We start from the raw sequence: 24,634 nt of genomic DNA, 5'->3' as shown, positions 1-24,634 counted from the left end.
GGAGAGAAGTCGTGACCGCGTCCCTGGTGGCTTGGCCGGAGTCATCATTGATTGGTGCGGCTGGGATGCCAGACCTGCGCCGAGCGTATCAGGTGGGCGCGACGATCTGTTCTTTCTGAGGGGACGTTGTGATGGGCGCTGAAGTCTATCCGTCGCTGCCGCTGAAGGCTGCTGTGGATCAACCGATACCGTCACGACATCATTTCCGACGAGGGCTTTGGCCTGCTTGTCGGTGTGGCCGAAGGCCACCTGCAGACAGGTCAGGCGGCACCTCCGACCAGCCACGCATCCACGGCCCGCAGCACCGCAGCCTCCGCATCCCGTGAACCCACCGTGACGCGCACACCCTCGCCGGCAAAGCTGCGAACACTGACGCTTTCGCCCAGGCAGGCCGCCTCAAGCGACGCTGCGCCGTCTCCCACGGGCAGCCACAGGAAGTTGCCGCCGCTTGCCGGAACGTTCATTCCGCGGGAAGCCAGGGCGGCATGCAGCGAGGCGCGGCCCTCGCGCACAGTGGACACATTTGCTGCGAGAGCCTGCCCGTCGGCAAGCGCAGCCACGGCGGCCGCTTCGGCAACCGCGTTCAAGCCGAAGGGCGGCGACACCGCCCGGACATGGGCTGCCAGCTCGGCATGCGCCACCAGATACCCGGCCCGCAAGCCCGCCAAACTGTACGCCTTGGAAAAGGTGCGCAGGAGCACGAGGTTTGGGTGGGCGGCCAGCAAGGCGAGGCTGTGCCGGGAGGAGGCATCGGCGTCGTCCGTGAATTCCACGTAGGCCTGGTCAAGGACCACCACCACATGGGAGGGGATGCGCGCCAGGATGTCCTCGAGCTCCGCAGCCCCCAGGACCGTCCCGGTGGGATTGTTGGGACTGCACAGGATCACGGCGGCCGTGGCATCGGTGATGGCGGCGACCATGGCGGGCAGGTCGTGGCGGTGGCCGGCGGCCAGCGGAACCTGGACGTCGCGCGCCCCCGTGAGCCGGACCAGGATGGGGTACGCCTCGTAGCTGCGCCAGGCAAAAACCACCTCCGTGCCCGGCCCGGCAAACGCCGTCAGCAACTGCTGGAGCACCGCAAGGGACCCGGCACCGGCAACAAGCTGCTCCGCGCCGACCCCCAAGCTGTCGCTGAGCGCGGCAACGAGGGGATCGCCCTGCAGTGTGGGGTACCGCTGGCAGTGCGCGGCCGCCCCGGTGATGGCGGCCATTACTGCCGGTGACGGTGAGCGGAAGGACTCGTTCGATGACGCACGCCAGCTGGGCGGGACTGTTCCGCCGGCTTTGGAGTACACGGGCAGCGAGGCCACCAGGTCCCGGGGCTGTGGCAGGACGGCGGGCTGTTCCGCCACGGCCAGGTGCGTGGTCATGAATCATTCCTCTTTCGGTGTTTCTTGTACGGGGTCGGGCTGTGGTGGGTCAGGCGGTGGTGGCAGCGGCGGGTTCTGGGGTGACCTCGTCGTCGGCCGGGTAGATCATTTCCGCCGGCGGATGGTTGAAGCGCTTGGCCACCGGGTAGTAGACAAGGGCGGTAACGACCAGGCCCACGAGCCAGGAGATGTCCGCGCCACCCAACAGGGGAGTGATGGGGCCGGTGTACATGTGCTGGGCCAGGAACGGGATCTGGATGAGAACGCCGAGCACGTAGGTGAGCAGGGCCGGGACGTTCCAGGCGCCGTAGCGTCCCTTGGGGTCGTAGAGGGCGGGGACGTCGACCTTTTCCTTGGAGGAGAAGTAGAAGTCAACCAGGTTGATTGAGCTCCACGGGATGAACACCATCAGCAGCAGGAGCACGAAGTTCTTGAAGTTGGAGATGAAGTCGTCGGAGGCCACGATCGCGATGATGACGGAGACGCTGATGAAGCCGATCACGTAGGCGAAGCGGACCCATGGGGCGAAGCGCAGCTGGCGGGTGAAGGCGCTGACGGAGGTCAGGATCGTCATGTATCCGCCATAGGCGTTCAGTGTGTTCACTGTCAGCTTGCCGACGACGATCACGATGTACATCAGCACGGCGATCGCGCCGCCGCCGGCGAGATTGCCCACGAAGCCCACCTGTTCGTCGAGGAATTCATGGCCGGCGGCCATCGGGATGGCGGCAAACAACGCACCAAGGGTCATGGACCACTGGGAGCCCAGCACGGCCCCGGAGAAGCAGGAGAAGAAGGTCCGGCGGGCCGGGGTGTTGGCGGGCAGGTAGCGGGAGTAGTCGGCCACGTAGGGGCCATAGGTCAGTTGCCAGCCGGCGCTGAGGGAGATGGAGAGCAGGAACGTGGGGAAGGCGAACTCGCCCGCTCCCATGACGGCGCCGACGTCGTGCATTAGGAAAAGCCGGATGGCCAGGTAGGTGAAGCCAATGATGCCCACAATCGTGGAGATCCGGCCCAGAAGATGAATGTACTTGTAACCGAGGGTGGCCACGAGCACCGTCAGGGCGCCGAAGATGATGACGCCCACTGCCGGGTGGCCGGTGGGAATGATCTGCTCCACTGCCTGGCCGGCCAGCACGGCGCCGGTGGCGGCGAAGCCCAGGTACATGATGATCACCAGCACCAGGGGGATGACGGCGCCGAACACGCCAAACTGTGCGCGGCTGGAGATCATCTGCGGCATGCCGAGCTTGGGGCCCTGAGCCGCGTGCAGGGCCATGACGGTCCCGCCGAGCAGGTTGCCGATGAACAAGCCGATGATCGCCCAGAACGCGTCGGAGCCGAAGATCACCGCCAGGGAGCCCGTGACGATGGCCGTGATCTGCATGTTCGCCCCAAACCACAGGGTGAACTGGCCAAAGGGCTTGCCGTGGCGCTCGCGTTGCGGCACGAAATCGATCGACCGGCGTTCAATGGCCGGCCCGCTCTTTCGCACCGTTTGAATTCGTGACATGTCATTCCTCCATTGGAATTTGCGTGTGTCCCCCGGTTGCTTTTCTCAGTCCATCTGAGCACGGATGGCCGGGGGAGGGGTGGCCCCGTTCACCAATCTCGTCTGTGATCCGAGACGAGCGGGTGCTTTGTGTGATCTAGGGCATGCTCCGCTCCGGGTTCGGGCTATGTTCGAAGCAGGCCGCGATTCTTCCGTGGCGCAGATTCGACGGCGGCGCTCGCCGACTGTGTTCCGTCCACCTTCTTTCTCGGCCGCCGCCGCTTTCCTTGGCCAATCGCCATCCCGACCATCCCCTTGGAGGAGATTTCCCATGACCGCCACACCCATTGCTGCCGGCGCTGCCGACACGGCCGATGCCACTGCGGCCCCAGCTGCCACCGCTGCCGCTGCTTCGACCGACGGCAGCCACCTGCCGTACCCCGACGCTGACTTCTTCTTCTTTGAAAGCCTGCTGCCCACCGACGAGCTGGCCCGGCTGAATGAGATCCGCGACTGGATGGAGGCCAACGTACGCCCCATTTCCCGCGACTTCTGGAACCGCAGCGAATTCCCCGTCCACCTGATCCCCAAGGTCGCCGAACTGGACATGATCAGCCCCGTGCGCCGCCAGGGCCGCTCCCACTTGTTTGCCGGCATGGTCACGGCCGCCATCCACCGGGTCGACGCCTCCTTCGGCACCTTCTTCAGCGGCCACGACGGCTTGTTCACCGGGTCCATTGAACTGCTGGGCTCCGAGGAGCAAAAAGCTGCCTGGCTGCCCGACATTTATGCGCTGAAGAAGACAGGTGTTTTTGCCATCACCGAGCCGCTGGCAGGCTCCGACGTTGCCGGCGGAACCCGGACCACCGCCGTTCGTGACGGTGATTCCTGGATCCTCAACGGGGAGAAGCGCTGGATCGGCAACTCCACGTTCTCCGACTACGTGATCGTGTGGGCCAAGGACGTGGCCGACGACCAGGTCAAGGGCTTCCTCGTGGACACCGAGACCGCGGGCTTCACGGCAACCTTGATTGAAAATCGCATTGCCCTGCGCGCGGTCCAGAATGCCGACATTGTCCTGCGGGACGTCGTCGTGCCTTCCTTTAACAAGCTGGCGAACGCCAACAGTTTCCGCGACACGAACAAGGTGCTCAAGACCACGCGGGCCACGGTGGGCTGGCAGGCGGTGGGCATCCAGCTGGCCGCCTTCGACGTGGCCCGCAAGTATGCGGTGGAGCGGCACCAGTTTGGGAAGCCGATCGCCAGCTTCCAGCTGATTCAGGAACAGCTCGTCACGATGCTCTCCAACGCGCAGGCGTCCATGGGGATGATGGTCAGGCTGGCGCAGATGGAGGACGAGGGGACCACGCGCAATGAGCATTCGGCCATGGCCAAGGCCTTCGTGACCAAGTGCATGCGCGAAACTGTGGCGCTGGGCCGGGGCATCCTGGGCGGCAACGGCGTCTCGGTGGACTACGAGATGGCCAAGATTTTCTGCGACGCCGAGGCCATCTATACCTACGAAGGCACCTACGAGATCAACACGCTCGTGGCCGGGAGGGCCATCACAGGCATTGCCGCGTTTGTTTAAGCCGCCAGAGACCGGATCCATCTGCCGTTCCAAGACTGAAATGAGGCGTGGCATCGGCGAAGGTGGCTTTGGTGAAGGGGTGTAGGTGGTTGTCGGGCGCGCGATAAGGGTAAGGTTGGTGACGGTGAGTCGGGAAGTCTGGTCGACATAATTTCGTCGAGCCCTCAAAAGGAATCCTGTATGAAGCAAGAACCCTCCACGCCAACGCCTCGCACCGTCTTTGGACGGGGCAGTTATTCCGAAGCGCTGCGGATCGGAACGATCCTGCGGAAAGAAACCGTGGGCGGCATGCTGCTGGTCGGAGCAGCCGTCATCGCCATCATTTGGGCCAACTCGCCCGTATCCGAGAGCTACTTCGCCTTGCGCGATTTCAAGATCGGCTACGAGCCCTGGCATCTTGAGCTTAGCCTGGGCACGTGGGCGGCGGACGGCCTGCTGGCGGTCTTCTTCTTCCTGGTCGGTCTGGAACTTAAACGTGAGTTCGTAGCCGGTGACCTACGTCAATTCAGTAAATCAATTGTTCCGGTGTCAGCCGCTGTCGGCGGCGTGGTGATTCCGGCGTTAATTTATGCCGTCGTCAACTTGACCAGCCCGGAGACGCTGCGGGGCTGGGCCATCCCCACGGCAACTGACATCGCCTTTGCTGTGGCAGTTTTGGCTATTATTGGATCGCATCTGCCCAGCGCCCTGAGGATCTTCCTGCTGACCTTGGCAGTTGTCGATGACCTGTTGGCGATTAGCATCATCGCCGTTTTCTACACCGACGAGATCCATCTCGGTCCGCTTTTGATTGCCCTCATTCCGCTGGCCCTCTACACCTTTATGGCGCAAAAATACCGACGCTTCTTCGGAACCCGGGCCTGGGCGGCATGGGCGATTCTGCTTCCCTTGGGCATTGCCACCTGGGCCCTGGTTCACGCCTCCGGGATCCATGCAACGGTAGCCGGTGTCCTGCTTGGATTTGCCATCCCGGTGATCCGCTCCCAAGCCAGCGGCGGACCCGGCAACGGCCCGGGTCTGTCGGAAATTTTCGAGCACCGCTTCCGGCCCATTTCAGCGGGTGTCGCGGTGCCGCTCTTCGCGTTCTTCTCCGCAGGTGTGGCCATTGGCGGCTGGGACGGACTGGTCTCAGCTGTCACAGACCCGGTAGCCATAGGCATTGTCATTGCGTTGGTATTGGGCAAACCCGTGGGGATTATGGGCACCACGTGGCTGCTGAACAAAACCACCAAGGCATCCCTGGACAGTTCAATAAAGTGGATCGATCTGTTCGGCGTCGCCCTGCTGGCCGGGATCGGCTTCACGGTCTCACTTTTGGTGGCTGAGTTGAGCTTTGGGCAGGGCAGTCCCCATGATGACCACGCCAAAATTGGCATTCTTACCGCGTCAGTCCTGGCTGCGCTGCTGGCCACCGTGGTGTTGTCTTCTCGAAACCGCCACTACAAGACAGTCCAGCTCGAAGAGTCGGTTGACTCCGATGAAGATGGCATCCCCGATGTTTACCAGCAGGACAGCAACTGAAATTGATCCCCATGCACTGAGCCCTTCCCGGATGGGAAGGGCTCAGTGCATTTAAGCAAAGCCACGAAGGACTCAGTTTATTGCCGGGTCTGCCCGCGCCCGGGTGGGCCGGTCGCGGATGGCGCGGTCCCGCCGTCGTACTTCTCCGGCAACAGCCGATTGTCTTGGATCACAGACGGGCGCCGAGTTGGGCCCCTAGGATTGCGGGCCGTGCGGGGGTTGGATAAGAGCATAGGAAGTTTTGCCGGAGCATTCCGGCCAACAGCTCAGAACCAACAGCTAAGGAAAACATCATGGCAACGATGCATGACCCCTCCCGCTCCATCCGTGCAGCACGCGGCACCGACCTTTCGGCCAAGTCATGGCAGACCGAGGCGCCGCTGCGCATGCTCATGAACAACCTTGACCCCGAGGTGGCCGAGCGCCCGGAAGACCTGGTGGTCTACGGCGGAACCGGCCGTGCAGCCCGCTCCTGGGAGGCCTACGACGCGATCGTTGCCACGCTGAAGACGCTGGACGACGACGAAACCCTCCTGGTGCAGTCGGGCAAGCCCGTCGGTGTGTTCCGCACCAACGTCTGGGCCCCGCGGGTGCTGCTGGCGAACTCGAACCTGGTGGGGGACTGGGCGACGTGGCCCGAGTTCCGCAAGCTCGAGGCCGAGGGCCTGATGATGTACGGCCAGATGACGGCCGGCTCCTGGATTTACATCGGCACCCAGGGCATTCTGCAGGGCACCTTTGAGACCTTCGCAGCCATCGGCGAGAAACGTTTCGGCGGCACGCTGGCCGGCACGCTGACCCTGACCGGCGGCTGCGGCGGCATGGGCGGCGCGCAGCCGCTGGCCGTCACCCTCAACGGTGGCGCCTGCTTGATCGTCGACGTTTCCGAGGAGCGTCTCCTGCGACGTGTTGGCAAGCGCTACCTTGACGAGCTGGCCCCGTCCCTGGACGCCGCCCTTGAGCGAGTGCTGTCGGCCAAGGCTGCCAAGACGCCGCTGTCTGTGGGTGTTGTGGGCAACGCTGCCGAGATCTTCCCGGAGATCCTCCGCCGCCACCAGGCTGGCGAATTCGTTGTTGACATTGTTACCGACCAGACAAGCGCCCACGACCCGCTGTCCTACCTGCCCACCGAATACTCGGTGTCCGAATGGGCGGCCGAGTCCGAGTCCGATCCCGAGGGCTTCACGAAGAAGTCGCAGAATGCGATGGCCCGCCACGTGCAAGCCATGGTTGAATTCCAGGACGCCGGCTCCGAGGTCTTCGACTACGGCAACTCCATCCGCGACGAGGCACGCAAGGGCGGTTACTCCCGTGCGTTCGAGTTCCCGGGCTTCGTTCCCGCCTACATCCGCCCATTGTTCTGCGAGGGCATGGGCCCGTTCCGCTGGGTCGCGCTCTCCGGAGACCCCGAGGACATCCGCGTCACCGACGAGGCGCTGAAGGAGCTGTTCCCCGAGAATACGCACCTGCACCGCTGGCTCGACGCCGCGGCCGAGCATGTTGAATTCGAGGGCCTGCCGGCTCGCATCTGCTGGCTTGGCTACGGCGAACGCGCCAAGGCCGGAGTGCTGTTCAACGAGCTCGTTGCCTCGGGGCGCGTGTCAGCGCCCATCGTGATTGGCCGCGACCACCTGGACTCCGGCTCGGTGGCGTCGCCGTACCGCGAAACCGAATCCATGAAGGACGGCTCGGACGCCATCGCCGACTGGCCGCTGCTGAACGCCATGCTCAACACGGCCTCGGGCGCCACCTGGGTTTCCATCCACCACGGCGGCGGTGTCGGCATTGGCCGCTCCATCCATGCCGGCCAGGTTTCCGTGGCCGACGGCACCCCGCTGGCGGGCGAGAAGCTGGCCCGGCTGCTGACGAACGACCCCGGCATGGGCGTCATCCGCCACGCCGACGCCGGTTACGACCGTGCGCTGGAGGTTGCCGCCGAGCGTGGCGTCCGGGTGCCGATGCAGGAGCAGTAAGACTATTTTCGCCGTTATGACGCCGATCCGTTCATGCGCTGGGTACTTCCAGTGCGCATGATCGGGTCGGCGTCTTTTCTCATTTGGCGCCTGCATGTCACCGGCTCTGACCGATAAGGCGATAGCGGTGGTTGCGTGGATCGGGCGCGATATTCAACGTTGACCCGTGTCAGGCCCCGGAGTCATAATCGGGGCGAGACGCGATGCGCTGCCGCAGTGAAGAGCTGACGAAGGGCGCCGCCGGAGCAGCGGAGTCCTCGAATGAGCAAGTACCTGATCTCGTTCCCCTGTGAAGCCATGGTGGTCCCGGAGGAAGAATTCGAGGCGGTGGTCGAGGCCGCACATGCAGTCATCGAAGAGGCCAAGGCCGCGGGCGTGTACGTCTTTGGCGGTGGGATCAATGAGGACGTTGACCCGGTGCTCGTGGCCCGTGACGGCACCGTCTCCGACGGCACGTACCCGGGTCACAAGGTGCCCAACGGCGGCTACCTGATTCTTGAGTTGCCATAGAGGGAGGCAGCGCTCGAGTGGGCGGCGAAGACCGCCGTCGCCTGCCGCTGCGCGCAAGAACTCCGGGAGTTTCAGTACGACCCAGCCAGCTAACGGCCAGACCCGGGAGGCGACGGCCCGCCGTCGTGCTTCAGAGTTAGCCTCGTGATGGCGGAGATCCAAGATCTGTAGTGCGGTGCGATCACCTGCGGCCGGATCGGCGCATGGCTTCCCAATAGCCTCCGCCTGAAAACCTTTTCAGAGGTGCGGCCGTTACAGCCGAGACTATTGCCTACCTTGTGGCGCGTACTTTTGGTGGACAAGATCGCAGGAACTCTCTCCCCGGCACGATTTGGTTCGGGTCATCTTCGGTGTGCCTTTTAAAGTAAACGACTGAATGGGCGTCATCGCTGAAAGGGGCAACCTTTCCGGGTGGCGTCGCCGGTGAGCGGGACGCTCGTGCGAGTGTCCGCCGTCGCTGCTTTAGCGCTTCCAGTTGTAGGGGGTGGTGGTCGAGACCTTAACCAGGCCGGAGCGTTCCAGAATGGGGCGGGAATCTTCCGTGGAGTCGCTGTGCACCAGCTTCTTGCCTGCGGCGAGTGCGGAACGGGCGCGGGCGGCCGTCAGGGCCCGGTAGATGCCGCGGTGGCGGTGCGTTTCCAGTGTGGCGCCGCCCCAAATGCCCACGAAGTCCGTGCCGGGAACCGGTTCGAGCCTGCCTGCGCTCACGATCCGCCCGGCGGTTTCAGCCACCCAAAGCTCCATGCCGTCCTTGCGTGCCAACCGGGCGGTCAGGGCATTGGCGGCCCGGGTATCGACGGACTCGCCGAACGCTTCGTCGGCCATGGCGCTCATGGCCCGCACATCGGCGTCGGACGTCACCTTCCGCAACGTCACGCCGTTGGGCATGGGCATGTCCCGGGCCAGGGCCTCGAGCGGGCCGATCATGATGGATTCGGGTTCGTCGGCTTCGAAGCCGTGCGCCAGCAGTGCCTCGTGCAGCCCCGGAGCGTTGTCGTGGCCGCGGGACTTCCACTCCACGCTGGTGATTTCAGGGTTTGCCGTGAAGTACGTCAGCGCTTTGGCGACGAGTGCTGCGATCTCCTGGGCATCCGAGCCGGCAAGATCCTGGTAGGTGATGAAGCCCCGGCCTCCCGCGAAGGTGACGAGCCGCAGGGGGCCCTCGATGCCCACGTTGATGGCGCTGGGAGTTTCAGCATCGGTGCGGAGTTGTTCGTCGTAGGCCCGGAGGTAGCGCTCTTGATTATTCATTGCATTTATTCTGTCAGGGCGCGGCAGCAATTGATATAACCAGCCACCCGAGGGAATATCCAATCAACAAACATTCCTTGACGGAGGCTGCGCCACTACGTAGCGTTCACAGCCTAAGCTGGGGCAGAACCACACAATCGGCATGAAAACAAAGAGGTTTCCATGAACGCAGAAACAGATCTCCCACCCTCTGCAGCACTTCTTGGGGCAAGCGCCCATGCGTCCACTGAGTTCGGCGAGCGTGTGCGGGTGAGCATCGACCGCTCGGGGTATGTCCCTCCGAGCCTGCCCGACGGTGTGGTCTACGCGACGAGCATCGACGATGTCGTCAACGCCATGAAACTTGCGTCCAGATACAACGTCCCCGTAGTTCCGCGCGGTGCAGGAACGGGCCTTGCGGCTGGCTCCTCCGCCCGAGCCGGGGAAGTTGTGCTCGAATTGTCCGGGATGAACAAGATCCTGCACATCGATCCTGTGGAGCAGCTGGCTGTGGTTCAGCCCGGCGTTCTCAATGCTGAGGTGAACGCGGCTGCTGCCACCCACGGCTTGTTTTACGCCCCTGACCCGGCCAGCACGGCGATCTGCTCCATCGGCGGCAATGTGGCCACCAACGCCGGCGGGATGTGGTGTGCCAAGTACGGTGTGACCCGAGAATCCGTTCTCTCGCTGCGGGTGGTCCTGCCCGACGGAAGGCTGGTGGTCACGGGTAGGGGAACAATCAAGGGCGTGACCGGTTACGACTTGAATGCCTTGATGATCGGTTCCGAGGGAACCCTTGGAATCGTTGTCGAGGCCACGCTGCGGCTGCGCCCAGCGCCCATCCAAACGGCCACCGTTGCCGCCTACTTTCCTGACGTTGCGGCCGCCGCACTGGCCGCCTCGGCGATTGTCGCCGCCCGGCTGCAGCCCTCCGTGCTGGAGCTCATGGACGGGCCCACGCTGGAGGCCGTTGACTCCGCCAAGGGGACCAACCACCGCTCGAAAGGCGGAGCGTTCCTTCTGGCACAGACCGACGGGTACGGCGCATTCCTTGAACAGGACGTCCTCATCCAGACGATTGAACCGTTCGCCACCCACATAGAGAAGGCGGCCGATGCTGAAACAGCGGCGGCACTCATCTCAGCCCGCCGGGACGCGATCCCTTCGCTTGAGCGGCTCGGCCGCGTGTCCATTGGCGACATCGGCGTGCCCCGGAACCGGCTCGCCGACGTCTTCGCCGGTCTGGAGGACATCTCCCGGCGAACAGGAACACGGATCTTCAGCGTGGCCCACGCCGCCGACGGAAACCTCCACCCCATGATTGTCGTGGAGCCGGAGGAGTCCATCACCGAGGGCCCGGCCAAGGTGGCTCTCGGTGAAATGTTCCATCTGGCACAGCGCCTGGGCGGGACGCTCACGGGCGAACACGGCGTCGGTCTGCTCAAGCGCGACTGGCTCCAGGAAGAACTCGGCGACGTCTCGCTCGAACTCCAGCACGCCATCCGCAAGGTCTTTGATCCTCAAGGAATCCTGAATCCGGGCAAGGCCATCTGACGACGGCGGTGCCCTCCTGGGTGGCGAGTCAAGGGGGCCCGCGGCAAGGGTGGGCGGGGTGCGGGACTCGGGTGTCCGGCGTCGTGCGACCCAGGCCGGAGAGTCCGCCTGTGCGTCCGCCTGTGCATCCGGTCTCGGTGCGTGATGATTCAGCACGTCTAGTCTCAGCGCAGGGGCAGTTCGGTCCACGTCACCGTGCCGGGCATCAGGGGATCCAGCTCGAGGGGACCAAGCACCTGCTCATGGAAGGAGTCGGCGGCGTCCTGGAGGGAATCGGCGACGTCCTGCCCGCCTGAACTGAGGACAAGCTCGGCGGACCCGCCCTGGTGGGAGACGACGTCGACCGCCCAGCCGCCCCTGAACCAGCCGCCGCCGGCGTCACAGGTGAGGGTGTCCAGCCAACGTTGCAGGGGTTCCCCGAGTGGTGCAGGGCTGGCACCGTGAATCTGCACGGAGAGCCTCGCCACTTTCTCCAGCCGCGGGTTGTCAGGTCCCCACACCCAGTCGTGGTTCATTGTGTAGCGGCGCGTTGAACTGGTCATTCCCGGACAGTAGCACCACGACGGGCTGTGTCACACCCGGACCATGGACGACCGGCTGCGCTGGCCCAACCGCAATACCTCCACAGCTTCGACGTAATGTGCGCCGCATGCAGGTGCATGCGTTTGGTCCGTTAAACAAAGACAGAAGTGGCCAAAGGCGTTGATGCCTTTGGCCACTTCTCAGCAGCACAGGTCAAGTGTTGCGGGCCCGGTGTTGTCCGGACCCGCAGGAGGTAAAACTACGCTATTTGTTGGCCGCTTCCTTTTGGCTCACAACCAAGAGCGACGTCAGCAATGCCAGCGTGATGAGCAGACTCACGATGGAAAAACTGGTGATTGCTTGATTGCCTTGAAGTGCCACAACGCCCATCGTCATTGTGACGAGGGCGAAGATGCAGGTGAAGACTAGTAGCGTCTTTTTCATTGTTTCGATCTCCTAAGTTTGGGCGCCGCACCAAGGTGCCACAGCCATATGGGCCGTGATGTCTCTGCCATTGGTTGGAGTCTCCCAACAGCGTACACAGCAACTCGTCAGTCACTGATTGTGTTGGCGGCTGTGCGCTTGCTTAGGACGTGTCCAAGGCCATGACTGCTCGGGATCCATGAGTCTCGTGGCAAACACTGTAGGTGGCGCTCGTTGGCGGTACGAGATATGCCGATCTGCAGTCCTGGCCTTGTCAGCGTGCCTTCACTGCCATAAAAACTTTGGCTTTCACTTATAAGTGAAAGTGCGCTAATGTAGTAGACAGTTCTACAAGAAAATTAAGGAGGAAGCGATGACTGCGCCCACGCTCAACCGAGCAGAAGTTCTCGTGACCACTGAAGATCTCACCACGGTTCGACATGAGGTTGCTTCGGCGCCCGCGGGACTGGCGGGTTTTGCTGCTGTCATGAGCGACGGCACTGTCCGCCAGCTTCCCCCGGAGCTCTCAAAGATCATTGACAAGGCTTTTCGCTCACTTGCCGCCAACGGAAGCGTCACCGTTGGCACTATGCCGGATGAGCTCACCAGCAACACTGCTGCGGATGTCCTGGGGGTTTCCCGGCCGACTCTGTTGGGGCTGGCAAGAGCCGGCGATATCGAATCATTCAAAGTCGGCACGCATACGCGCTTCAAGCGTGAGGCTGTGATGGAGCTCAAAGCAAAGCGCGAAGCTGCCCGCCGAGTGGCAATGAACGAGTTGCTCGAGCTCGAAGATCAGCTGGATTCTTTCGCCTGACCGAGCCATTCATGAAAACTTTGGGCCATGGTGCAAACTTGTACCATGGCCCAACGTGTTTTTGTCGATGCAAATGTCCTTTTCAGCCGAACTCTTCGTGACTGGCTGTTCATGCTGCGCATTGAAACCAAGGGTGGCGTTTTTCAGCTGCACACCACATGGGATGTCATTAACGAAACGGGCGCCAGACTGCGAGATGCACATCCTCAAGCCCCAGGTAGTTTGATTTCCGACCTCATGAAAAAGTGCCAAGAACATTTTGATGAGATACTTGGCGAATTTCAAGGCGGCCCGGTCGAAGGGATTGCTGATGAAGGTGACTGGCATGTTCACCATGCGGCAGAGGCGTGCCGTGCCCATGTCCTACTCACCGAAGATACCGGATTCGAGTCAGAAGAAAGCAACTACGAGGTCTATCGTTGTGACGATTTTTTCATGGAGATCCAAAGCTCAGCCGAGGACGCCGTCAAGCAAGTAGTTGACTTCCAAATGCCCTATTGGGCTGCGCGGGGTGGAAAGCAGCTTCCAGATGCCCTGCGTGCTGCGTCTTGTTCGAAGTTTGCTGAAGTCGTTCTGGGGCATATCCGTAATAGGGCCTTGACTGGGCAATAAACCAATCTTTGGCGTGGCCGCGATTCGCGCACAGGGGTAATGTCCCCGCCCACATGGACGGCACCTCCAATGTCACACCCACCAGCTACGGTTAAACCATGATCCTCACCGTCGCCCAACTCTCCGAATCCGAGCTTCTGGCCCGGATCTTCCCGCGCCTGCACGCCGGCACCTCCATGCTGCTGGGCCCGGGCGACGACGCCGCCATCATCGCCGTCCCGGACGGGCGCACCGTCATCTCCATCGACACCCAGGTCCAGGACAAGGATTTCCGCCTGCGCTGGCCCAACGGCAGCACCTCCACCGGCTTTGACGTCGGATGGAAGGCCGCCGCGCAAAATCTCAGCGACATCAACGCCATGGGCGCCGTTGCCACCTCGATGGTTGTCAGCCTCACCCTCCCAAGTACGACGCCGGTCAGCTGGGTTGAGCAGTTCGCCGACGGTTTGAGCGCGGCGATCGTTGCGCTCGGTGCGCCCCAGTGTTCCGTCGCCGGGGGAGACCTCTCCGGCGGCAGCGAGCTGGTGGTGACGGTGGCCGTCACAGGTTCCCTTGACGGCCGGGAAGCTGTGCTGCGCAGCGGCGCCGGTGTGGGGGACCAGATTGCGGTGTGCGGCAATGTTGGCTTCTCCGCCGCCGGCTGGGCACTGCACGAGAGCGACCATGCGCCGGACAGTTTCACTCCCGCATTGGCCGCGGCAGCAAATCTTTTTGCCCGTCCGGAACCTCCTCTGGCAGCCGGGCCGCTCGCGGCGCGTGCCGGTGCTACCGCCATGATGGACATCTCCGACGGTCTGCTGCGGGACGCCACCAGGATCGCCAAGGCAAGCGGCGCCAGCCTGGATTTGGACGGGGCGGTGTTGCGGGGGCTGGCCCGCGGACTGGAGGAATGCGCCGTCGTGCTTGGTGCCGATTCATTGACATGGGTGCTCACGGGCGGCGAGGACCACGGACTGTTGTCCACATTCCCGGCGGGCGTGACTCTCCCCGAAGGCTTCGTTAGGATAGGCTCGGTATTGTCAAAGGACGCGGCCGAACCGGTGGTGACCGTTGACGGACAGAATTTTAAAAGCGCCGATTCCGGCGCTCTCGGATGGGACCATTTTGCAGTCTAAGATCACCGCAACGGCGCCCGTAGTTCGCCGTTGGTTGTCCATGGCGGAACAAACTTTGGCCAATCACAGTGACCGCCTCAACGCCATAAACATTTACCCGGTGGCCGACGCAGACACCGGCACCAACCTGTACATGACCGTCCGTGCGGCGGCACAGGCGCTGGCCGATTTGGAGCCCTCCGACGTGGGCGTGACCATGGCAGCTGCCGGGCGGGCGGCCATGGAGCAGGCCAGGGGGAACTCGGGCACACTCTTCGCCGTCTCACTCGCCGCCATGGCCGAACCGCTCGCCGGGGCGCAGCGCCTGAGCGGACCCCTGCTCGCGGGAGCATTGCACCGGGCACAGCTGCGGGCCTGGAGCGCATTGAGCGAACCAATGCCCGGCACGCTCCTGTCCGTATTGGAAGCCGCGGCCACCGGTGCGACCTCAATCGAATCCACGCAAAACGGTGACGAATCCAACCAGGCATTGGCGGAAACAATTGACGGGGCCGTGTCGGCCGCCCGCGACGCCGTCGTGCTCACCGAGTCCCAGCTGGGCGTGCTCCGGGATGCCCGCGTCGTTGACGCCGGCGGCGTGGGCCTGTTGTTGATTCTCGACTGCCTGCGTTCGGTAATACTCGGGGAACCGCTGCAGGAGGACCTGCTCGACGGATTGTCCGGCTACAAGGTCCAGGACCCCAACATTGCCCTGTCAATGCCCGAGCAGGAAGGCGTTGAAGTCATGTGCACCATCGTCCTGTCCCCGCTGGCCGCTGCCGGGCTCCGCATGGAATTGGGTGACCTCGGCGACTCCGTCATCATGAGTGCCGTCTCGGAGGAAGCCGACGACATGGGTGCCTACCCGTGGAGGCTGCATGTGCACGTTCCCTCGGCCGCTGTGGCGCTTGACGCCATCAGGGCTGTGGGTGATCCAAGCAATGTGAGCATCTCGGCGTTAACGGCCAATGCCCCCGAAGATGTCCATGACCTCCTCTAGCCCCAGCGGCTCGGGCCCGGCCATGCCACATTCCGATCTGGGAATTGAGCTGTCCCGGCTGATAGGCGCTGCCACAGCCAAACAGGTTGCCAAGGGCTTGGACATCACCACGGTGGGGGAAATGCTCCACCATTTTCCGCGACGCTACATTCCCCGCGGGGACCTGACCGACCTTGACCAGTTGGAAGTTGACGAATACGTCACGATCGTTGCCCGCATTGTTGATTCAAGGATGCGGCAGATGCAGAGCCGCAAGGGAACCATCACGGACGTCATCATTACCGACAACTCGGGGCGGCCGTCCGAGCTGGTGATTAGTTTCTTCAACGGCTACACCGCAAAAAAGGAACTCCAGCCGGGCGTCCTTGCCATGTTCTCCGGCAAGGTCTCCTACTACAACTACAACAAAGTGCTGACCAACCCCGGATATGTCCTTCTGCCGGATAATGAACTGGCCGACCACGAGGTGGATTTTCACGCCGGCAGGCCGGTGCCGGTCTACCCGACCACAGCAAAATTCCCGAGCTGGAAATCCGAAAAGGTCATCGCGACGCTGCTGCCGATACTCGATCTGGAAAGGGTTCCCGACCCCGTGCCGAAGGCCATCGCCGCGCGGGAAAAGCTCATGCCGCTGGCCGACGCGTACCAGGAAGTTCACCTGCCCTCGAGCATGGACGCCTGGCCCCGGGCCCACAAGCGATTCCGCTTTCAGGAGGCACTGGCGCTGCAGACCACCCTGGCACAAAAGCGCTTCGAGGCTGCGAGCCAGAACGCGACCAGCCGTGCCCCCGTCAGTGGCGCCCTGCTGGACGCCTTCGACGCACAACTGCCCTACACGCTGACGGCCGGCCAGCGTGACATTGGCCAGCTGATTGCCGCCGAGGTTGCCGCCGGGCACCCCATGCACCGGCTGCTGCAGGGCGAAGTCGGCTCCGGCAAGACTGTCATCGCCCTGCGCGCCATGCTGCAAGTGGTCGACGCCGGAGGGCAGGCCGCGTTCCTGGCCCCCACCGAGGTTCTCGCCGCCCAGCACCTGCACTCGATTTCGGCATTGCTGGGCTCTCTCGGTTCCGGCACGCTGCTCGGCGGACAACACGCCACACAGGTGACGCTGCTGACCGGTTCCATGCCTGCCGCCGCCAAGAAGAAGGCACTGCTCGCTGCGGCATCCGGGGAAGCCGGCATCGTGATTGGCACCCACGCCCTGCTCTCCGACAACGTGCAGTTCGCCGATCTCGGCTTGATCGTGGTGGATGAGCAACACCGCTTTGGCGTCGAGCAGCGGGACGCCCTTCGGGCGAAGGCGCTCAAGCCTCCGCACGTGCTGGTCATGACGGCCACTCCGATCCCGCGCACGGTGGCCATGACGGTGTTTGGCGACCTTGAGGTCTCCGAACTGACCGAACTGCCCGCCGGCCGGGCCCCCATCGTCACCCACGTCTCGCCCCTTGCCGAGCATCCCGGCTGGGAGCCGCGGGTGTGGGCCCGCACGAGGGAAGAGATCGACAAGGGCCACCAGGTTTACGTGGTGTGTCCGAAGATCGGCGAAGCCCCCGATTCCGAGGACGTTCCCCCCGCAGAAGGTGACAGCCGCCCCATGGCCGGGGTGCTCGACGTCGTACTGTATTTGCGTGAGGTTCCGGCACTGGCCGGTTTGCGCATCGAGGTCCTGCACGGGCGCATGGATTCGGCGGACAAACAAGGCACCATGGCCGCGTTTGCCCGCGGCGAGATCGACGTGCTCGTTGCCACGACGGTGATTGAGGTGGGTGTTGATGTGCACAACGCCACGCTCATGGTGATTCTGGACGCCGACAGGTTTGGCATCTCGCAGCTGCACCAGCTGCGCGGCCGGGTGGGGCGTGGCGGGCTGGACGGCACGTGCCTGTTGGTGACCAATCTGGAGAAGGACCACCCAAGCCGCAAACGGCTGGATGCCGTGGCCGAAACCAACGACGGATTTGTGCTGGCGAAACAAGATTTGGAAATGCGCCGCGAAGGCGACATCCTTGGCGCAAAACAATCGGGCGGAAGCAGCGGACTGCGCATGCTCAGCGTGTTGCGGGACGAGGAATTGATTGAACGGGCCCGCAAGGATGCCACCGAAATTGTGGAGAAAGACCCCGGGCTGGAATTTCATCCGGCCCTGAAGCTGGAAATCGAGATGTACTTGAACGAGAAGAATGGGGCATTCCTTGAACGTGGCTAGGACAGATGGGGCCCGCGACGCTGGGGACCGCGCATGAGCCGGATCGTTGCCGGCGTGGCGGGCGGGAGTCCGCTGGTGTCCGTGCCGGGGGAGGGCACCCGTCCCACCACCGACAGGGTCAAGGAAGCGTTGTTTTCCCGCCTCGAATCCATGAACATGCTCGCCGGGACGCGGGTCCTTGACCTGTATGCGGGTTCGGGCTCACTGGGTGTTGAAAGTGCCAGCCGCGGCGCCAAGTCGGTTGAGCTGGTTGAGTTCAACGACAAGGCTGCCGGGGTGTGCCAGCGCAACGCCGAGCTTGTGAACAAGGTGCTTGGTTCCAAGACTGTGACGGTGCAGCGCTCGAAGGTCGAATCGTTCCTTGTCCGCGTGGCCGAGGCCGGCGTGGACCAGTGGGACCTGGTCTTCATGGATCCGCCCTACCCGTTGACGGAAACAGAACTGTCGCTGGTGCTTGAGCTGCTGGGCCCCCGGTTGAGCGCCTTTGCCGTGGTCGTCGTGGAACGCTCGGCCCGGACACCCGAGCCAAGCTGGCCGGCATCCCTGGACCGCTTCGCCGAGAAGAAGTATGGCGAGACGAGGCTCTGGTTCGCCGAGCCCGCGGCTGAATAAAAGCCACGGGTGGATCCATAAGGGATCCGGGCATGGACGGTTCGCCCATGCCCGCGTTCCCCGGGCCACGCCCCATTGCTGCAGGAGGGTCCGCCGAAATTACCCCGGATGTGATGGAGCGTTTGTGTCGAGGGATCAGCCGGTCAGCTCGTCCAGCTCGACGCCGGTCATGACGGTCGCCGGGTGCGGGCCTGCAGCCACCAACGACTCCGTCCAGCCGTCGGGCCACGGACTGTTTTTGCCGAGCAGGATGATGTTCCCGGGGTAGCGGCGGCTGAACAGCATGGTTGTGCCATACGCCGCCACACTGGTCATGGCTTCCTGGAGAGTCTTGGTTTGGCTCGTCACGAGCGTGAAGCCGGGTTCGTCGCCGACGTTGACCGCCAGAATTCCCGCCGGGGTGAGCAACGCCGCAGCCTCTTGGTAGAACTCCCTGCAGGCGAGGTGGGCCGGCGCTTCGGGGCCGCTGAAGATGTCCAGAATGACGACGTCGAACTTCACATCCGCGGGCAGCTCGCACAGCGCTTCGCGGGCGTCGCCCACATGCGTTGTCAGGTCTGTCCCGGCTGGCAGGGGCAGCTGGTCAAGCACATAGTCCAGGAGTTCGCGTTCAAGTTCCACCGCATGCTGGCGCGATCCGGGCCGCGTTGCCTGGATGTAGCGGGCAAGGGTCAAGGCACCGGCGCCGAGGTGCAGCGCCGTGACGGGCTCGCCGGCGGGCTTGACCAGGTCGATGGCGTTGGCGATCCGGCGCAGGTATTCGTAGAAAACCTCGTGCGGCTCGGCCAGATTTACGTGCGACTGTTCGGCGTTGTCAATGCTCAGCACAAAGGCGTTGGCATGCCACGGGTCGGGCCCGATCACGGCATGCACGCCGTTGGTGCGCAGGAAGCGGCTGGTGTTCGCCACTAGAGCTTGTCCTTCAAGGTGGCGAGGCGGCCGGCTGCCTGCTCCAGCAGTTGTTCCTTTTTGCAGAAGGCAAACCGCAGCAGCGAACGGGTGCGGTAGGCGCCTTCGGGGTGGCAAAACACCGGCACGGGGATGGCTGCCACGCCAATCAATTCCGGCAGCCTGCGGGCCAGGGCCGTGGCGTCGGTGATGCCCAGCGTCGAGGTGTCCGCGTTCACGAAGTAGGTGCCCTGGGACGGCAGGACGTCCAAGCCAGCCGCGCGCAGGCCTTCGCTGAGGATGTCGCGTTTGCGCTGCAGGGTGGCCGCAGCTCCGGTGAAGAAGGAATCGTCCATGCGCAGGCCGGCGGCGATGGCGCTTTGAAACGGCGTGCCGGAGGAGTAGCTCAGGAATTGCTTGACCGTGCGGGCCGCGGCGACAAGTTCCGCGGGGCCGGACAGCCAGCCGATCTTCCAGCCCGTGAAGGAGAAGGTCTTGCCGGCTGAGGAGATGGTGAGCGTGCGCCCGGCAGCACCCGGAAGCGTTGCCACGGGTATGTGCCGGGGACCAAACGTCAGGTGCTCATACACCTCATCGGTGAGGATGACGGCGTCGTACTTGATGGCAAGGCGCACCACCTCGGCAAGCACGGCCTCCGGGAACATGGCGCCCGTGGGGTTGTGCGGGTTGTTGAGGATGACCATCTTGGTGCGCGGACTGAAACTGTTTTCCAGCGTGGCCAGGTCGGGCATGAAGTCCGGGGCGAGGAGGGCGGCGGTCGTGTGGGTGGCGCCGCTGAGACCGATCATGGCGCCGTAGGAGTCGTAAAAGGGCTCGAAGGTGAGGACCTCGTCGCCGGGACCCGTCATGGCCAGGACGGCTGACGCGATGGCTTCGGTGGCACCGGTGCTGATGATGACTTCAGTTTCCGGGTCAAGGGTGATCCCGTAAAAACGGTCCTGGTGTTCGGCAACCGCGCGGCGTAGATCCAAAATGCCCTTGCCGGGCGCGTACTGGTTGTTGCCGTTGGCGATGGCTTCCTGGGCGAGGCGGCTGAGTTCGGCGGGGCCGTCTTCGTCGGGGAAGCCCTGGCCCAGGTTGATGGCCTTGTGCTTGTTGGCAAGGGTGGTGATCTCTTCAAAGATCGTCACGCCGAGCGAGCCGTCCGGGCCCAACAGATTGGCGCCTTGCGCTGTGCGGTGCCAGGGCGTGCTCATGAGTGCTCCTCTATTGGTTCTCTGCTGTGGCTGTGGCTGTGGCCGTGGTTCGGGTGGGTCCGGCCGTCGTCTGCCTTCAATACGTTACCGGCCTCGCAGTCCGGGCCATAGCGAAGGGGCCGGCGCGCAGGACGGGGCCCTGCGCCAGCCGACCGAGAATGCCAATACTGGAGATTGCCAATACTGGTCAGTAGCCGACGGCAACTGCGGGACATGGTCCGAAACAATGGCGCCCGTGTGCCGAAGTCGGCTAGATTCGTGTGTATGCGACGTGCAGTGTGCCCCGGATCCTTTGACCCCATTCACAAGGGTCACATTGAGGTGATTGCGCGAGCCTCCGGACTTTTTGACGAGGTCATCGTGGCCATCTCCACGAACTACGCCAAGAAATACCGGTTTACGCTCAATGAACGGCTCGAGATGGCCAAGAACACCTTCTCTGCGCTGTCGGGGATTATCGTGGAGCCGATGGGGGAGGGGCTGCTGTCCGAGTACTGCCATTCCCGCGGGGTCTCCGCCATTGTGAAGGGGCTGCGCTCCTCGTCGGACTTTGACTATGAGCTGCCCATGGCCACCATGAACCGCCAGCTTTCCGGTGTGGAGACGGTGTTTCTGCCGGGCGACAGCCGCTACCTGCATTTGTCTTCGACGTTGATCAAGGAAGTCCACACCCTGGGCGGGGATGTGTCGGACTACGTGCCGCGCGCCGTGCTGCGCCGTCTTCAGGGCGATGTCGGCCTCGACACCAGGCCCGTGACAGTGGTCCCGCCAAAGCGGTAGCGCCTTCGTACTCTTCCTAAGCGGGATCGTTCCCGGCACGCCTTTTGGCCCTCACGGCGCCGACAATGAAGACGACCACCCCAACCCCGATGATTGCTGTCGATATAAGCCAGGAACCGCTAAAAACGGACACGCACCCCACCGCGAAGATGATGAGACCGATATCGATGCCGCTGATGCCGCGACGAGATCCGGCGGGCTGTTTAGTAATTCCAAGTAATTCGAGGATGGCCATGTCTCCAGCCTCTCACCCCGTAGGGGGCAAGTGTCGCCATAGTCGCCCTGTACCGTGCCGGACCCGCATCGAAGGTGTCCCAAACGCGTGCCGGACCGGGCAGCGCAAGCCGGCTGTCCGGCGTCGTGCATCCCAGAGATCCGTCAGCCGGGAAGGCGCGCCACGAGGCCCCGAGCAAGGATTGCGGGCAGTTGAGAGTTACATCACGCACGGCACAGGGAAATGGGTTCGCCGTGAGGGTGGTGTCTGTCGTAGACTGAACAAGGCCAATTTGGTCTGGTACCGCTCATTTTGATGCCCGGCAGCTTTCGGGCTAAGATGGTGCGTCGGTCATATGTTTTTACAGGAGTTCTCATTAGCGAAACCACGTTGGGCAACAAGTCCAACCATGGCACGCCCCTCAACGTCAGTGTGAGGGAGCTTGGGCGCAGCCCGGGCAGCATGTGGAAGTTCGAGGAACGTATACCTGTGCCGGAAGATTTTGGCACTCCGCTCATTGGCGCGACGCCTGGGTCCATTTTGGATCTGGAACTCCGTTTTGAGGCCGTCCATGAAGGAATTCTGGTGTCGGGCAACGTACTTGTCGATGTGACAGGTGAGTGTTCCCGCTGCTTGGAGACGTTCGAGGATGACCTTGAAGTCGATGTGCAAGAACTTTTCTTCTACGAGGAGCCGTCCGCGGAATTCCTTGAACAGGAAGAAGATCAGCAACGTTGGGTCGAGCACGATTCTATCGATCTTGAACCGGTGTTGCGGGACGCAGTGGTAACCGCCCTGCCGTTCCAGCCGGTGTGCCGGGAAGACTGCGAGGGTCTGTGTTCCGAATGCGGAATACACCTTGTGGAAGAGCCGGGGCACCATCACGAGATCCTGGATTCTCGGTGGGCTGCCCTACAGGGCTTAACCGGCGAAGAAAACTAGCAAATAAGTTTTTACTTGTGGGCACATGCCTGTGAGTTATCGAGAGAAAAGAGTTTGCCGTGGCTGTTCCGAAGCGGAAGATGTCCCGTGCCAATACGCGCGCACGCCGTTCCCAGTGGAAGGCCACCGCGCCTGCTCTGGTGAAGACCATCGAAAACGGAGAGGTTGTTTACAGCCTTCCGCACCAGGCCCGGGTTGTTACCGACTCAGCCGGCACCGCACTGTTCTTGGAATACAAGGGCCGCAAGGTTGCCGACGTCTAAGACGTCCGTGCGGCCATCCGGTCGTTCGAGTTAATAATATTTAGCAGGAGCGTCATGTCCGCAGATCTTCCATCACCGGAACTCACGGACGGACACAAACTGCTGTTGAAGCGTCTCGGTGTCAGTATTGATGCCGGGACGCTTCGTCTTGCCCTGACACACAGGTCCTACGCGTACGAAAACGGCGGGCTCCCCACCAACGAGCGCCTCGAGTTCCTGGGCGACTCCATCCTGGGTTTCTCCGTCACCGACGCCTTGTACCGCGACAACCCGTTGCTGCCCGAGGGCGATCTGGCCAAGCGCCGCTCCGCCGTCGTCTCCACGCGGGCCCTCGCCTCCATTGGCCGCTCCCTGGGCGTTGGTGAATTCATCTACCTGGGCCAGGGCGAACGCCTCACCAAGGGCCGCAACAAGTCTTCCATCCTCGCCGACACGATGGAAGCCCTCATCGGCGCCACCTACCTCACACACGGGATCGAAGTTGCCCGTCAGCTCGTCATGCGTCTCGTGGGCCCGCTGCTGGCCGACGCCGCCGTTCTCGGAGCAGGCACCGACTGGAAAACTAACATCCAGGAAATCTCCGCCGCCAAGCACCTCGGCGCCATCAGCTATGACATCACCGGAGTCGGCCCCGACCACGACCGTTCCTTCACCGCCCGACTGATCATTGGCGGCAAGCACTACGGCACCGGCGCCGGCCCCTCCAAAAAGGAAGCCGAGCGCACCGCTGCCGCCGAAGGATGGATTGAGCTGCAGAAGCAGTTCGGTGAGCCTGCTTCCGGCGATGAATCCGTAGGTTCGTCCGCCGCCGCCGGTTCGGCTCCTGCTGGGAAATAATGCCCGAGCTTCCCGAGGTTGAAGTTGTTCGCCGCGGACTTGAACAGTGGATTGCAGGGCGCCGCATCACCGGGGTCTCCGTGCCGGATCCCCGTTCCATCCGCCGCCATGCGCTGGGTGTGGATGATTTCCGCGGCAATTTGATCGGCACCACCATCCTGGACGTGGTGCGCCGCGGCAAGTTCCTGTGGTTGCCATTGTCCGACGAACCTTCCTTGGCGTCTGCTCCGCACACCGCCTTGGTGGCGCATCTCGGCATGAGCGGGCAGCTGCTGGTGGAATCACCCGATCAGCCGCATGAGAAACACCTCAAGGTCCGGCTTACCTTTTCTCCGCGGGACGACGCACCGGAGGAGCTGCGCTTCGTGGACCAGCGCATCTTTGGGGGACTGTTCGTCACGTCGCTGGTGCCCACTGCGGACGGAATGGCCGGCGGCAGCGGCTCACCCTGGCCGCTTATTCCTGCGGAGGCCGCCCACATTGGCCGCGACCCGCTGGACCCGTTTTTCAACATCGAGGCGCTGCACCAAAAGCTCCGTGCGCGCAAAACCGGCCTGAAACGGGCGCTTCTGGACCAGGGGTTTGTCTCCGGCATCGGAAATATCTACGCCGATGAGGCGCTGTGGGCTGCCAAGATGCACTATGCCAGACCCACCGAAACACTCCGTCGCCCAGACACCGAACGCATCATCCATGCGGCTCGCGACGTCATGGCCAGGGCGTTGGATGCTGGCGGGACCAGCTTTGACTCGCTGTACGTCAACGTCAACGGCGCGTCAGGATACTTCGCCCGCTCCCTGAACGCCTACGGACGTGAAGGCGAACCGTGCCACCGCTGTGCGGGGCTGGGCCTGGCAACACGGATCCGTCGCGACACCTTCATGAATCGTTCTTCCTACAGCTGCCCGGTCTGCCAGCCGAAGCCGCGCAACGCCCGAATATAGCCTCGCCGTGCGTGCCCGG

At 63.1% G+C, this 24,634-nt stretch carries 23 protein-coding genes and 1 pseudogene; 16 read left to right on the top strand and 8 right to left on the bottom strand.

Annotated features, from left to right (window positions below; translation table 11 throughout):
- Positions 1-260: 260 nt before the first annotated feature.
- Both ACT3TS_RS12955 and ACT3TS_RS12950 read right to left on the bottom strand, forming a co-directional pair.
- Positions 261-1,370 carry a histidinol-phosphate transaminase gene (locus ACT3TS_RS12955; protein WP_444531931.1) on the bottom strand — a complete coding sequence of 370 codons (1,110 nt, stop codon included), beginning with the start codon at positions 1,368-1,370 and terminating at the stop codon, positions 261-263.
- Positions 1,371-1,419: 49 nt separating this feature from the next.
- A complete protein-coding gene (locus ACT3TS_RS12950; RefSeq protein WP_444531930.1) occupies positions 1,420-2,883 on the bottom strand; it encodes a purine-cytosine permease family protein in 1,464 nt (487 codons plus the stop codon).
- Positions 2,884-3,193: 310 nt separating this feature from the next.
- Here ACT3TS_RS12950 and ACT3TS_RS12945 point away from each other — a divergent pair, with 310 nt between their 5' ends.
- From ACT3TS_RS12945 to ACT3TS_RS12930, 4 genes and pseudogenes are all read left to right on the top strand, one after another.
- The gene (locus ACT3TS_RS12945) at positions 3,194-4,453 is read left to right on the top strand and encodes an acyl-CoA dehydrogenase family protein (protein WP_444531929.1); all 1,260 of its coding nucleotides are present in this window, start codon (positions 3,194-3,196) and stop codon (positions 4,451-4,453) included.
- A 180-nt stretch (positions 4,454-4,633) separates the two neighbouring features.
- Positions 4,634-5,974, top strand: coding sequence for a Na+/H+ antiporter NhaA (nhaA, locus tag ACT3TS_RS12940; RefSeq protein WP_444531928.1), 1,341 nt, complete (start codon positions 4,634-4,636; stop codon positions 5,972-5,974).
- 293 nt (positions 5,975-6,267) lie between these two features.
- Positions 6,268-7,947, top strand: a complete 1,680-nt coding sequence (gene hutU, locus ACT3TS_RS12935; RefSeq protein ID WP_444531927.1) for a urocanate hydratase — start codon at positions 6,268-6,270, stop codon at positions 7,945-7,947.
- Between the two features lie 261 nt (positions 7,948-8,208).
- Positions 8,209-8,550: pseudogene (locus ACT3TS_RS12930) on the top strand (YciI family protein).
- Positions 8,551-8,919: 369 nt separating this feature from the next.
- Here the strand turns inward: ACT3TS_RS12930 and ACT3TS_RS12925 are convergent.
- Positions 8,920-9,708, bottom strand: a complete 789-nt coding sequence (locus ACT3TS_RS12925) for a GNAT family N-acetyltransferase (RefSeq protein ID WP_444531926.1) — start codon at positions 9,706-9,708, stop codon at positions 8,920-8,922.
- Between the two features lie 162 nt (positions 9,709-9,870).
- Between ACT3TS_RS12925 and ACT3TS_RS12920 the strand changes: the two genes are divergently transcribed.
- Positions 9,871-11,241, top strand: a complete 1,371-nt coding sequence (locus ACT3TS_RS12920) for an FAD-binding oxidoreductase (protein ID WP_444531925.1) — start codon at positions 9,871-9,873, stop codon at positions 11,239-11,241.
- Between the two features lie 164 nt (positions 11,242-11,405).
- Here the strand turns inward: ACT3TS_RS12920 and ACT3TS_RS12915 are convergent, their stop codons facing one another.
- Together ACT3TS_RS12915 and ACT3TS_RS12910 are read right to left on the bottom strand one after the other, a co-directional pair.
- Positions 11,406-11,783, bottom strand: coding sequence for a hypothetical protein (locus tag ACT3TS_RS12915; protein WP_444531924.1), 378 nt, complete (start codon positions 11,781-11,783; stop codon positions 11,406-11,408).
- A 244-nt stretch (positions 11,784-12,027) separates the two neighbouring features.
- Complete coding sequence (locus ACT3TS_RS12910; protein WP_444531923.1) at positions 12,028-12,207, bottom strand: hypothetical protein; 180 nt, start codon at positions 12,205-12,207, stop codon at positions 12,028-12,030.
- Positions 12,208-12,559: 352 nt separating this feature from the next.
- Here ACT3TS_RS12910 and ACT3TS_RS12905 point away from each other — a divergent pair, with 352 nt between their 5' ends.
- From ACT3TS_RS12905 to rsmD, 6 genes are all read left to right on the top strand, one after another.
- A complete protein-coding gene (locus ACT3TS_RS12905; protein ID WP_444531922.1) occupies positions 12,560-13,003 on the top strand; it encodes a helix-turn-helix domain-containing protein in 444 nt (147 codons plus the stop codon).
- A 45-nt stretch (positions 13,004-13,048) separates the two neighbouring features.
- Positions 13,049-13,615, top strand: coding sequence for a PIN domain-containing protein (locus tag ACT3TS_RS12900; RefSeq protein WP_444531921.1), 567 nt, complete (start codon positions 13,049-13,051; stop codon positions 13,613-13,615).
- A gap of 98 nt (positions 13,616-13,713) precedes the next feature.
- On the top strand, positions 13,714-14,730 hold the full coding sequence (thiL, locus tag ACT3TS_RS12895; RefSeq protein WP_444531920.1) for a thiamine-phosphate kinase: 1,017 nt from the start codon (positions 13,714-13,716) through the stop codon (positions 14,728-14,730).
- Positions 14,731-14,770: 40 nt separating this feature from the next.
- Positions 14,771-15,709, top strand: coding sequence for a DAK2 domain-containing protein (locus ACT3TS_RS12890; protein ID WP_444531919.1), 939 nt, complete (start codon positions 14,771-14,773; stop codon positions 15,707-15,709).
- Positions 15,696-17,918, top strand: coding sequence for an ATP-dependent DNA helicase RecG (locus ACT3TS_RS12885; RefSeq protein ID WP_444531918.1), 2,223 nt, complete (start codon positions 15,696-15,698; stop codon positions 17,916-17,918). Before ACT3TS_RS12890 ends, ACT3TS_RS12885 begins: the two co-directional genes overlap by 14 nt.
- Positions 17,919-17,951: 33 nt before the next feature.
- Entirely contained in the window at positions 17,952-18,530 is a 579-nt protein-coding gene (rsmD, locus tag ACT3TS_RS12880; protein ID WP_444531917.1) for a 16S rRNA (guanine(966)-N(2))-methyltransferase RsmD, read from the top strand.
- A 135-nt stretch (positions 18,531-18,665) separates the two neighbouring features.
- Here the strand turns inward: rsmD and ACT3TS_RS12875 are convergent, their stop codons facing one another.
- Both ACT3TS_RS12875 and ACT3TS_RS12870 read right to left on the bottom strand, forming a co-directional pair.
- Positions 18,666-19,439 (bottom strand): spermidine synthase, encoded by a 774-nt coding sequence (locus tag ACT3TS_RS12875; protein WP_444531916.1) that lies wholly within the window; start codon positions 19,437-19,439, stop codon positions 18,666-18,668.
- A complete protein-coding gene (locus ACT3TS_RS12870) occupies positions 19,439-20,635 on the bottom strand; it encodes an aminotransferase class I/II-fold pyridoxal phosphate-dependent enzyme (protein WP_444531915.1) in 1,197 nt (398 codons plus the stop codon). The genes ACT3TS_RS12875 and ACT3TS_RS12870 overlap by 1 nt, the downstream gene beginning before the upstream one ends.
- Positions 20,636-20,899: 264 nt before the next feature.
- Here ACT3TS_RS12870 and coaD point away from each other — a divergent pair, with 264 nt between their 5' ends.
- Positions 20,900-21,415, top strand: coding sequence for a pantetheine-phosphate adenylyltransferase (coaD, locus tag ACT3TS_RS12865; protein ID WP_444531914.1), 516 nt, complete (start codon positions 20,900-20,902; stop codon positions 21,413-21,415).
- 16 nt (positions 21,416-21,431) lie between these two features.
- Here the strand turns inward: coaD and ACT3TS_RS12860 are convergent, their stop codons facing one another.
- Positions 21,432-21,650: a hypothetical protein gene (locus ACT3TS_RS12860; RefSeq protein WP_444531913.1), complete on the bottom strand. Its 219-nt coding sequence runs from the start codon at positions 21,648-21,650 to the stop codon at positions 21,432-21,434.
- Positions 21,651-22,091: 441 nt separating this feature from the next.
- On the opposite strand from ACT3TS_RS12860, the gene ACT3TS_RS12855 reads away from it, so the two are divergent.
- From ACT3TS_RS12855 to mutM, 4 genes are read left to right on the top strand one after another with little or no spacing between them, the layout of a single operon-like run.
- Positions 22,092-22,571 carry a YceD family protein gene (locus ACT3TS_RS12855; protein ID WP_444531956.1) on the top strand — a complete coding sequence of 160 codons (480 nt, stop codon included), beginning with the start codon at positions 22,092-22,094 and terminating at the stop codon, positions 22,569-22,571.
- A gap of 59 nt (positions 22,572-22,630) precedes the next feature.
- Complete coding sequence (gene rpmF, locus ACT3TS_RS12850) at positions 22,631-22,834, top strand: 50S ribosomal protein L32 (protein WP_062007003.1); 204 nt, start codon at positions 22,631-22,633, stop codon at positions 22,832-22,834.
- 54 nt (positions 22,835-22,888) lie between these two features.
- On the top strand, positions 22,889-23,671 hold the full coding sequence (rnc, locus tag ACT3TS_RS12845; RefSeq protein WP_444531912.1) for a ribonuclease III: 783 nt from the start codon (positions 22,889-22,891) through the stop codon (positions 23,669-23,671).
- Entirely contained in the window at positions 23,671-24,615 is a 945-nt protein-coding gene (gene mutM, locus ACT3TS_RS12840; protein WP_444531911.1) for a bifunctional DNA-formamidopyrimidine glycosylase/DNA-(apurinic or apyrimidinic site) lyase, read from the top strand. The genes rnc and mutM overlap by 1 nt, the downstream gene beginning before the upstream one ends.
- The last annotated feature ends 19 nt before the right edge of the window (positions 24,616-24,634 follow it).

The sequence above is a fragment of the Specibacter sp. AOP5-B1-6 genome, assembly GCF_052376555.1.
Taxonomy (GTDB): domain Bacteria; phylum Actinomycetota; class Actinomycetes; order Actinomycetales; family Micrococcaceae; genus Specibacter.
This window is presented reverse-complemented; position numbering and strand designations above follow the sequence as displayed.

Bases quoted from the DNA above. Each gene is read 5' to 3' on its own strand.
- ACT3TS_RS12955 (WP_444531931.1), bottom strand. From the start codon at position 1,370: ATGACCACGCACCTGGCCGTGGCGGAACAGCCCGCCGTCCTGCCACAG.
- ACT3TS_RS12950 (WP_444531930.1), bottom strand. From the start codon at position 2,883: ATGTCACGAATTCAAACGGTGCGAAAGAGCGGGCCGGCCATTGAACGC.
- ACT3TS_RS12945 (WP_444531929.1), top strand. From the start codon at position 3,194: ATGACCGCCACACCCATTGCTGCCGGCGCTGCCGACACGGCCGATGCC.
- nhaA (WP_444531928.1), top strand. From the start codon at position 4,634: ATGAAGCAAGAACCCTCCACGCCAACGCCTCGCACCGTCTTTGGACGG.
- hutU (WP_444531927.1), top strand. From the start codon at position 6,268: ATGGCAACGATGCATGACCCCTCCCGCTCCATCCGTGCAGCACGCGGC.
- ACT3TS_RS12925 (WP_444531926.1), bottom strand. From the start codon at position 9,708: ATGAATAATCAAGAGCGCTACCTCCGGGCCTACGACGAACAACTCCGC.
- ACT3TS_RS12920 (WP_444531925.1), top strand. From the start codon at position 9,871: ATGAACGCAGAAACAGATCTCCCACCCTCTGCAGCACTTCTTGGGGCA.
- ACT3TS_RS12915 (WP_444531924.1), bottom strand. From the start codon at position 11,783: ATGACCAGTTCAACGCGCCGCTACACAATGAACCACGACTGGGTGTGG.
- ACT3TS_RS12910 (WP_444531923.1), bottom strand. From the start codon at position 12,207: ATGAAAAAGACGCTACTAGTCTTCACCTGCATCTTCGCCCTCGTCACA.
- ACT3TS_RS12905 (WP_444531922.1), top strand. From the start codon at position 12,560: ATGACTGCGCCCACGCTCAACCGAGCAGAAGTTCTCGTGACCACTGAA.
- ACT3TS_RS12900 (WP_444531921.1), top strand. From the start codon at position 13,049: ATGGCCCAACGTGTTTTTGTCGATGCAAATGTCCTTTTCAGCCGAACT.
- thiL (WP_444531920.1), top strand. From the start codon at position 13,714: ATGATCCTCACCGTCGCCCAACTCTCCGAATCCGAGCTTCTGGCCCGG.
- ACT3TS_RS12890 (WP_444531919.1), top strand. From the start codon at position 14,771: ATGGCGGAACAAACTTTGGCCAATCACAGTGACCGCCTCAACGCCATA.
- ACT3TS_RS12885 (WP_444531918.1), top strand. From the start codon at position 15,696: ATGACCTCCTCTAGCCCCAGCGGCTCGGGCCCGGCCATGCCACATTCC.
- rsmD (WP_444531917.1), top strand. From the start codon at position 17,952: ATGAGCCGGATCGTTGCCGGCGTGGCGGGCGGGAGTCCGCTGGTGTCC.
- ACT3TS_RS12870 (WP_444531915.1), bottom strand. From the start codon at position 20,635: ATGAGCACGCCCTGGCACCGCACAGCGCAAGGCGCCAATCTGTTGGGC.
- coaD (WP_444531914.1), top strand. From the start codon at position 20,900: ATGCGACGTGCAGTGTGCCCCGGATCCTTTGACCCCATTCACAAGGGT.
- ACT3TS_RS12860 (WP_444531913.1), bottom strand. From the start codon at position 21,650: ATGGCCATCCTCGAATTACTTGGAATTACTAAACAGCCCGCCGGATCT.
- ACT3TS_RS12855 (WP_444531956.1), top strand. From the start codon at position 22,092: ATGTGGAAGTTCGAGGAACGTATACCTGTGCCGGAAGATTTTGGCACT.
- rnc (WP_444531912.1), top strand. From the start codon at position 22,889: ATGTCCGCAGATCTTCCATCACCGGAACTCACGGACGGACACAAACTG.
- mutM (WP_444531911.1), top strand. From the start codon at position 23,671: ATGCCCGAGCTTCCCGAGGTTGAAGTTGTTCGCCGCGGACTTGAACAG.